The 7,690-nt window shown below is 65.1% G+C and carries 8 protein-coding genes; 7 read left to right on the forward strand and 1 reads right to left on the reverse strand.

Features of this window, described 5'->3' with window-relative positions:
- The first annotated feature begins 286 nt into the window (after window positions 1-286).
- The 6 genes from CGX12_RS19685 to CGX12_RS18305 all read left to right on the forward strand — a co-directional run bounded on the left by CGX12_RS19685 (window position 287) and on the right by CGX12_RS18305 (window position 5,131).
- A complete protein-coding gene (locus CGX12_RS19685) occupies window positions 287-682 on the forward strand; it encodes a hypothetical protein (RefSeq protein ID WP_142995685.1) in 396 nt (131 codons plus the stop codon).
- Between the two features lie 377 nt (window positions 683-1,059).
- Window positions 1,060-1,383: a hypothetical protein gene (locus CGX12_RS18285; RefSeq protein WP_142995686.1), complete on the forward strand. Its 324-nt coding sequence runs from the start codon at window positions 1,060-1,062 to the stop codon at window positions 1,381-1,383.
- 129 nt (window positions 1,384-1,512) lie between these two features.
- Window positions 1,513-1,872: a hypothetical protein gene (locus CGX12_RS18290; protein ID WP_094041291.1), complete on the forward strand. Its 360-nt coding sequence runs from the start codon at window positions 1,513-1,515 to the stop codon at window positions 1,870-1,872.
- Between the two features lie 48 nt (window positions 1,873-1,920).
- The gene (locus CGX12_RS18295) at window positions 1,921-2,148 is read left to right on the forward strand and encodes a DUF2933 domain-containing protein (protein WP_094041293.1); all 228 of its coding nucleotides are present in this window, start codon (window positions 1,921-1,923) and stop codon (window positions 2,146-2,148) included.
- Between the two features lie 4 nt (window positions 2,149-2,152).
- Complete coding sequence (locus tag CGX12_RS18300) at window positions 2,153-2,809, forward strand: methyltransferase family protein (protein ID WP_094041295.1); 657 nt, start codon at window positions 2,153-2,155, stop codon at window positions 2,807-2,809.
- Window positions 2,810-2,818: 9 nt separating this feature from the next.
- Window positions 2,819-5,131, forward strand: a complete 2,313-nt coding sequence (locus CGX12_RS18305; RefSeq protein ID WP_094041296.1) for a heavy metal translocating P-type ATPase — start codon at window positions 2,819-2,821, stop codon at window positions 5,129-5,131.
- On the opposite strand, the gene CGX12_RS18310 is transcribed toward CGX12_RS18305, so the two are convergent.
- Window positions 5,085-6,521 (reverse strand): heavy metal sensor histidine kinase, encoded by a 1,437-nt coding sequence (locus CGX12_RS18310; protein WP_094041297.1) that lies wholly within the window; start codon window positions 6,519-6,521, stop codon window positions 5,085-5,087. The two genes, CGX12_RS18305 and CGX12_RS18310, sit on opposite strands and share 47 nt — an antisense overlap.
- Before the next feature lie 173 nt (window positions 6,522-6,694).
- Here CGX12_RS18310 and CGX12_RS18315 point away from each other — a divergent pair.
- Window positions 6,695-7,690, forward strand: a 996-nt coding sequence (locus CGX12_RS18315) for a TolC family protein (protein ID WP_094041299.1), incomplete at its 3' end; no start/stop codon positions are given.

The following is a 7,690-nucleotide window of genomic DNA, read 5'->3' on the forward strand; positions in this document are numbered from 1 at the left end:
ATCACCTTGACTGGGCCTGTCAGTATTTACGACGAAACGCCCAGCCATCGCAGCAGAGTAAATCCAGGCAGGGCAATGGGTTACGTGACATTTATGAACATTTTAATGCTTAAGTACCTGGCTATGAGCCGAGATTGGATAAAACTGACCTAATGTTTAATCCGATTGGTGTTACTGCTTTCAGATGACTTTAATGTAATGCTTTTGTCAGGGTGGGGTCAGTTGGTATTGCTATCCTTAACTTCAAGAATGAAATTGCTCACCGGAAGTTAAGAAGGAAAGCATCATGAAAAAAACCACTTGCTCTATTTTTTTCGCCGCATCCATGATGATGGTGCCCTGGCTCCAGGCAGCCGATACTTTCGCCGATAAAGAAGCGGCTCGGGTCTGCTTAAGCACCGAAAACTTTGGAAGTGATGGCGTAGACCGCTTCCAGGCAAAGATGTCTGCACTACGCGCCTCAAAAACAGGTAAAGAAGCTGCACAGTGTGTGCCTGCAAAGGTTTATCTTAATACTGGCAGCAATGGCTCCGATGGTGTGGATCGCCATCAGGAAAAAATGGCAAAACTACGAAATGATCAAAGCCAAGCGAAACCTGCTCCGGCAAAGGTATATTTAAACGTTGGTCCTAACGGAACCGACGGTGTCGACCGGTTTCAGGAGCGTATGAACAGGCATTAGTGATTTATATTGTTTTATTTTGAATGTAAACAGGCTGCTGGCAATCGTAGTTGTTGATTTTTTGATGTTGAAGTCCAGGTTTTATCTTTATCTAAAGGTCTTGGTCTAAGTTGTTTGTTTTGACTCTGATGGATGTTTCTTTGCCGGCCTTATGGCCGGCTTTTTCTTGAGTTGTTCTTGATGACTTTTTGATAAACTTTAATCGCGTCCAAAAACCAGGACAGGTCAGACATGCTCTGCTAAAGAGTCATTGTTGATCAAAATCAACTCCAGGGCATATCAACTCATCTAGACTGATATTGTTTAGACTGATTTTTCAGATCGGTTATCCGGGAGGGAGCATGAGGCACCCGTTCAGCAATGAAAGATCACGGCCGGTGGCAAGCCTGTTGCTGTGCCTGCTGAGCCTGTGGGTGCTGTTGCTGCCCCTTCATTGCCTGGCCGAGCCGGTGTTCGACAGCCTGGCGCACCAGGCCGAGGCCGAAGAGGTGATCTGCCATCAGCAGGGGCTGGATGAATCCGAGCCCTTTATCAAGCCGGGCGACCAGGGGCGGCTGCTCACGCTGTTCCTGGCTCCTCCTTTCCCGCCGCCGCAGCCGGCGGCGCCTTACCTTCAGCTTCTGGCGGTACTGGCCGAGCCCGGGGCGCCGCCCCTGGGCAGGCTGCCGCGCTATCTCGCCACCGTTCGCCTGCGTATCTGATATTCCCCTCGGCAGCCGGAGCCTTCGTGCCCGGCGCTCATTCTCGCTTCACCCCGTTATCCAGAGGGAGCGCCCCCCCACCGTCGGTGGCCGTGCCTTCCCCTTTACAGACCAATGAGGAATATCACCATGAGCAAACATATTCTTATCGCCGCCGGCCTGGGCCTGGTGCTGAACCTGTCGCCGGTGCTGGCCGAAGAAGCCCACCACGCCCCCGCCGAACCGGCCAAGCCGGTCGATGCCGCCGCCATGATGGAACGGCAGCAGCAGATGGGCATGATGCAGGAGCGAATGCAGACCATGCGCGACCAGATGGCGGCGCTGCAACAGACGCAGGATCCCGCCGAACGCGAGCGGTTGCTGGCGGAGCACCTGGAGTTCATGACCCAGTCCATGGCGCAGATGGAAGAGCACATGGCCATGTGCCGGCAGATGATGGAGCACATGGGGCAGATGGGCATGGGCCAGATGGGCCAGATGCAGAACTAACCACCGGCGGCCGGCGCCTTGTCGGGCCGGCCCCCTCGGGAGATCCCCATGAACAAGGATTCCAACCCTGGCCCGGCCTCCGGGCCCCGCGGCTTCTGGCCCATTCTGCTGGTGTTCGCGGCCGTGGCGCTGTTCTTTCTGTGGCAGGAGCACCGCGCCCACCTGCTGGGCGCCTTGCCCTATCTCATCATCCTGCTCTGCCCCCTGATGCACCTTTTTATGCACCGGGGCCATGGCGGGGGTGGCGGTGACGATCACCACCACAAGGGAGACTGAACTTATGGATCATAGTATTCCGGCCTATGGCCTCTGGGGACTGGTGGTGCTCAACTCCCTGGTGTTCATCCTGTTCGCGTTCAGCTTCTTCAAGCCCCGGAGTGGGCGGGACTGGCGCACCTTCGGCACCTTCGCCGCCTTTATCGTGGCGCTGTTCGTCGAGATGTACGGCGTGCCGCTGACCCTGTTCCTGCTGGCCGGCTGGCTGCAGGGGCGCTACCCGCAACTGGATCCCCTGAGCCACGATGCCGGCCACCTGTGGAGCACCCTGTTCGGGCTGAGCGGCAACCCCCATTTCAGCCTGCTGCATATTCTCAGCAATATCCTGGTGTTCGGCGGTTTCCTGCTGCTGGCCAGCGCCTGGCGGGTGCTCTACCGGGCCCAGCGCCAGGGGCAACTGGCCCAGAGCGGGCCCTATGCCCGGCTCCGCCATCCCCAGTATGCGGCCTTCGTGCTGATCATGGCCGGCTTTTTGCTGCAGTGGCCGACCCTGCTGACCCTGCTGATGTTCCCGGTGCTGGTGGTGATGTACGTGCGCCTGGCCCGGCAGGAGGAGCAAAGCACCCGGGACGCCTTCGGGGCTGAATGGGAGGCCTACCGGCAACGGGTGCCGGCCTTCTTCCCCCGCCTGCCGGGAGCGGGCGGCCCTGTGGCCAGATAAGGAGAAGAGATGATGGACAGCATAGCAAGGGAGGCGAAGGCCTCCACCAGGGCGCCGGGCGGCGGGTCCGCCGAAGCGACCCTGATCGTCCCCGGCATGGGCAGCGACCACTGCGCCGGCCTGGTCGGCACCTCGCTGCGGCGCCTGCCCGGGGTCACGGCGGTCAGCACCCAGATAGCCACCCACAAGGTGACGGTGACGTTCGACGCCGGCCGGACCGATGTGGCCGCGCTCAGGGCGGCGGTCGAGCGGGCCGGCTACGAGGTGGCCAGTGCGGGGCTGAAGGGGGAGGCCGAGGCCGGCGCCGAGGCCGAGGAAGCCTATCTGCGCGATGCCCGCCGGCGGCTGTGGCTGGCCGGGGTGCCCACCACCCTGATCATGCTGCTGATGATGGTGGAGATGTTCTGGTTGCCGGTGCCGGGCTACCTGCTGCTGGTCGCCCTGCTGGCGGTGGCGCCGGTCTTCGTCGCCGGTGCCGCCACCCATGTGTCCGCCTGGAAGGCGCTCACCAACAGAACCGCCAACATGGACGTGCTCATCAGCCTGGGCAGCCTGCCGCCCTACCTGATCGGCCTGGTCGGCTTCCTGTTCCCCATGACCTCCTTTATGGAAATGGCCGCCACCATCATGACCTTTCACCTGCTCGGCCGCTACCTGGAAAGCCGGGCCAAGGGCCGGGCGTCCCAGGCCATCCGCCAGTTGCTGGCGCTGGGCGCCAAGAGTGCCCGGGTGCTGCGCGACGGCGAAGAGGTGGAGCTGCCCATCGGCGAGGTACAGGTGGGCGACCTGATGGTGGTGCGCCCCGGCGAGAAGATCCCCTCCGACGGCGAGGTGATCGAGGGGGCCAGCCATGTGGACGAGTCCCTGGCCACCGGCGAGCCGCTGCCGGTCGAGAAGGTTCCCGGCGACGGGGTGATCGGGGCCACCATCAACAAGGAGGGCCTGCTGCGGGTGCGCGCCACCCGGGTCGGGGAAGATACCTTCCTGGCCCAGGTGATCAGCCTGGTGGAGCGGGCCCAGGGCTCTAAGGTGCCGATCCAGGAGTTTGCGGATCGGGTGACCGGCCGCTTCGTGCCCCTGGTGCTGCTGGTCAGCCTGCTCAGCCTGGTGATTTGGCTGGGGTTCGGGGAGGCGTTGCGGGGCATCCTGTACTGGGGGGCGGGCTTCCTGCCCTGGGTCAATCCGGAACTGTCGGCGCCCCTGGTGGCCCTGTTGTCCAGCGTGGCGGTGCTGGTGATCGCCTGTCCCTGTGCCCTGGGCCTGGCCACGCCCACCGCCCTGATGGTGGGGGCCGGACGGGGCGCCGAGCTGGGCATACTGTACCGCTCCGGCGAGGCCATCCAGACCTTCAAGGACATCCGGGTGGTGGTGTTCGACAAGACCGGCACCCTGACCCGGGGACAGCCGGTGGTGACCGATCTGGTGCCGGCCGGGGGGGTGTCGGCGGACGAGCTGCTGGTGCTGGCCACGGCGGTCGAGGTTGGCTCCGAGCATCCCATCGCCCAGGCGCTGCGGGACAGGGCCGGGGAAGCGCATCTTGCGCTGCCACCGCTCGAGGCCTTCGAGGCCCTCAACGGCCGGGGGGTGCAGGCCCGTATCGAGGGCGCCCTGGTGCGGGTGGGCAACGGCCGCTGGATGGCCGAATGCGGGCTGGACACGAACGAGCTGGCGGGGGCGCTGGCCGGGCTGGAGGAGCAGGGCAAGACCGCCCTCTATGTGGCCCGGGAGCACCGGCTGGTCGGGGTGGTGGCCATCGCCGACACCCTCAAGACCGATGCCCGGGAGGCGGTGGCCGCGCTCAAGGCCATGGGCATCCGCACCGTGATGCTCACCGGCGACAACGAGCGGGCCGCCCGGCATGTGGCGGCCCAGGTAGGCATCGACAGCGTCTACGCCCAGGTGCTGCCGGAAGGCAAAATAGACAAGGTGCGGGAGCTGCAGGACGAGGTGGGGCCCTGGGTGGCCATGGTGGGGGACGGCATCAACGACGCTCCGGCCCTGAAGCAGGCCAACGTGGGCATCGCCATCGGCGCCGGCGCCGACGTGGCGGTGGAGGCCGCCGACGTCATCCTGATCGGCGACCGCCTCGGCGGCGTGGTGCAGGCCGCGCACCTCTCGCGGCTGACCTTCCGCAAGATAGTCGAAAACCTGCTGTGGGCCTCCGGCTACAATGTGGCCGCCATTCCCATCGCCGCCCTGGGGCTGCTGCACCCCATGATAGGGGTGGTCGCCATGACCGCCAGCTCGCTGTCGGTTGTCGGCAACTCGCTCCGGCTCAAGCGGACGCCCCTGGCGGGCGCGTCCGGGGAAAGCGGGCGCTGAAGCGGGTTTCGTGCTCGTCGGAGTGCACCGACAGGGTACCGCCGTGGGCCTGGACGATGGCCTTGGCGATGGACAGTCCCAGGCCGGTGCCGTCGGTCGCCGACTGGCGGGCGCTGTCGGCGCGGTAGAAGCGATCGAACAGGCGCGGCCACTGCTCGGCGGGGATGGGGGGGCCCGGGTTGGCGACGGCCACGATCACGGCGTCGTCGTCCCGCCCTATCTCCACCCGGATCTCGGCCCCGGCCGGGGTATAGCGGATGGCATTGGACAGCAGGTTGCTGAAGGCCCGCTGCAGCATGGCGCGATCGCCGTGCAGCCGGGCCTCGCCCCGGCGCCGCAGCCGCAGCTGCTGCTCGCTGGCCAGGGGCTCGAAGAACTCCAGCAGTTCGTCCACTTCCTCGGCCAGGTCGACCTCTTCGGCCTGCACGGTCAGCAGCCCCTGCTCCGACTTGGCCAAAAACAGCATCTCGCCGATCATCCGCGCCAGCCGCTCGGCCGCCTCCAGGTTGTTGTACAGCGCTTCCCGGTAGTCGTCGGCGTCGCGCTCCCGAGATAGCGCCACCTGGGTCTGCATCATCAGGCTGTTGACCGGGGTGCGCAGCTCGTGGGCGATATCCGAGGAAAACTCGGACAGCCGCCGGAAGGAGTCCTCCAGCCGATCCAGCATGGCGTTGAAGGCCTGGATGGGGGCGTGCAGCTCCACCGGCGCCTGCGCCAGCGACAGCCGGTGATCGAGCTTGGCGGCGCTGACCCGGGTGGACACCGAGGCCAGCTCCCGCAACGGCTTGAGCCCCAGGCGGGAGGCCAGCCAGCCCAGCAGCACCGAGATCAGGGCGATGCCGCCGGTAAACCAGGCCAGCCCCCTCTTGATGTCGTCGATAAAGTGCTGGTGATAGCTGGTGTCCAGCACCACCCGGATCAGCACCCGTTCGGGGGCACCGGGCCAGGGCAGGGACGGGCCGAAGTCTTCCCATTCGGCCAGGCCGCGATAAACGATGCCCTGCTCCTCCCAGCTTTGCTGCCAGCTGTCCGACGGCGGCATCGCCAGGGGGAGGTGATCCAGCCCCGGCTGGCGGGCGCCGGGCGGCCGGGCATCGACCAGCATCCGGCCGTCCGGATCCAGCATCAGGATATAGTGGCTGCCGTGGCCGGAGAGGGCGTCGTTGAGGTGTTCTTCCAGCAGGGGCCAGCGCTGGCCGTCACCCTGCAGGTGGGTGGCGAGGAAGTTGCGGGCCAGCTGCAGCTTGCCCTGGATATCGGCCTGGTCCTGCTGGTCGAAATGGTGGTCCAGGGACTGGATCAGCACCAGGCTGACCAGGCTCCAGATGCCGATCATGGTCACGCCGAACAGCAGGCTCAGGCGGGTGGTCAGGGAAAGAAAGCTGCCCATCTTGGCGGTCGGACTCCTTGCCGGGTCGGTGAGGTAACGCTATGCAATGGCGGCCACTTTACCATTTTGTTCCCCCCATCCGCCCGGATGACAGAAATGTAATGCTGCCGTCAGCTTGGCATCAGGTTGAACATCCATGCTGTACCCATGGTTATAGAACAGTGGATGCCCCCATGAAAGAACCCCCGCGCCGCGCCGTTGGTGGCCGGCTGGCCGCCGTGCTGATCGGCCTTGCCCTGATGAATCCCGCCCTGGCGGAAACCCCCGCCTCCCTTAGCCTGCCGGCCTTGCTGGAGCTGGCCGAACGGCACAATCCCGAGCTTGCCGCCATGTCCGCCGAGGTCGAGGCCAGCCGGCAGGCCATCGTCATGGCCAGCGCCTGGGACGACCCTGTGTTGCGCATCGAATGGATGGGCATCGATCCCGACAACCCCACCCTGGCGCCGCGCCGGGTGGGGGAAATGAAGTACGGCATCGAGCAGATGCTGCCCCGCTGGGGCACGCGCGGGCTCGAGGTGGAGCGGGCCGAGGCGGGCAGCCGCCAGGCCGGATTCGAGCGCGAGCAGCGACGGCTCCGGCTGCGTGGCCAGGTGCGCACGGCCTACGCCGACTGGTACCAGGCGCGGGAAAGCCAGCGCATCAACCGGCACCTGGAATTGCTGATCGAGCAGGTCGAGCAGACCGCCCAGCAGCGTTATGCCGTCGGTCTCGGCGCCCAGGCCGAGGTGCTGCGGGCCCAGGCCGAGCGCACCATGCTCGGTAACGAGCAACTGGCGTTGCTGGCCGAGGCGGAAGCCGCCCGGGCCGAGCTGGCCGGCCTGCTCAACCTGGCACCGGCCGCCCTGGGTGGCCAGCCCGACAGCCTGCCCGAATTGCTCGGCCATGAGGCCGACTGGGGGGAGCGGGCCCTGGCCCGCAACCCGGGCCTGAAGGCGCTGGAGCAGCAGCGGCAGGCCGCCGACAGTCGCTACCGGCAGAGCCAGCTGAACAACAGGCCCGAGGTGGGGGTGGGGCTGTCGGCGGTGCAGATGGGCAACGAGCTCGACAACGTCGAGCTGATGCTGTCGGTGCGGCTGCCCCTGCAGCAGCCGTCTCTTTTACAAATCTCCGCGGCCCCGAGGACCCCGCCTATCACCTATTCCCGCTTCTTGTTTGTACAAAAAAAAAGA

The sequence above is a fragment of the Zobellella denitrificans genome (assembly GCF_002237365.1).
GTDB classification, from domain to species: domain Bacteria; phylum Pseudomonadota; class Gammaproteobacteria; order Enterobacterales; family Aeromonadaceae; genus Oceanimonas; species Oceanimonas denitrificans.

Excerpts from the sequence above, each read along its gene's own strand:
- CGX12_RS18300 (WP_094041295.1), top strand. The coding sequence starts at position 2,153 with ATGGATCATAGTATTCCGGCCTATGGCCTCTGGGGACTGGTGGTGCTC.
- CGX12_RS19685 (WP_142995685.1), top strand. The coding sequence starts at position 287 with ATGAAAAAAACCACTTGCTCTATTTTTTTCGCCGCATCCATGATGATG.
- CGX12_RS18295 (WP_094041293.1), top strand. The coding sequence starts at position 1,921 with ATGAACAAGGATTCCAACCCTGGCCCGGCCTCCGGGCCCCGCGGCTTC.
- CGX12_RS18305 (WP_094041296.1), top strand. The coding sequence starts at position 2,819 with ATGATGGACAGCATAGCAAGGGAGGCGAAGGCCTCCACCAGGGCGCCG.
- CGX12_RS18310 (WP_094041297.1), bottom strand. The coding sequence starts at position 6,521 with ATGGGCAGCTTTCTTTCCCTGACCACCCGCCTGAGCCTGCTGTTCGGC.
- CGX12_RS18290 (WP_094041291.1), top strand. The coding sequence starts at position 1,513 with ATGAGCAAACATATTCTTATCGCCGCCGGCCTGGGCCTGGTGCTGAAC.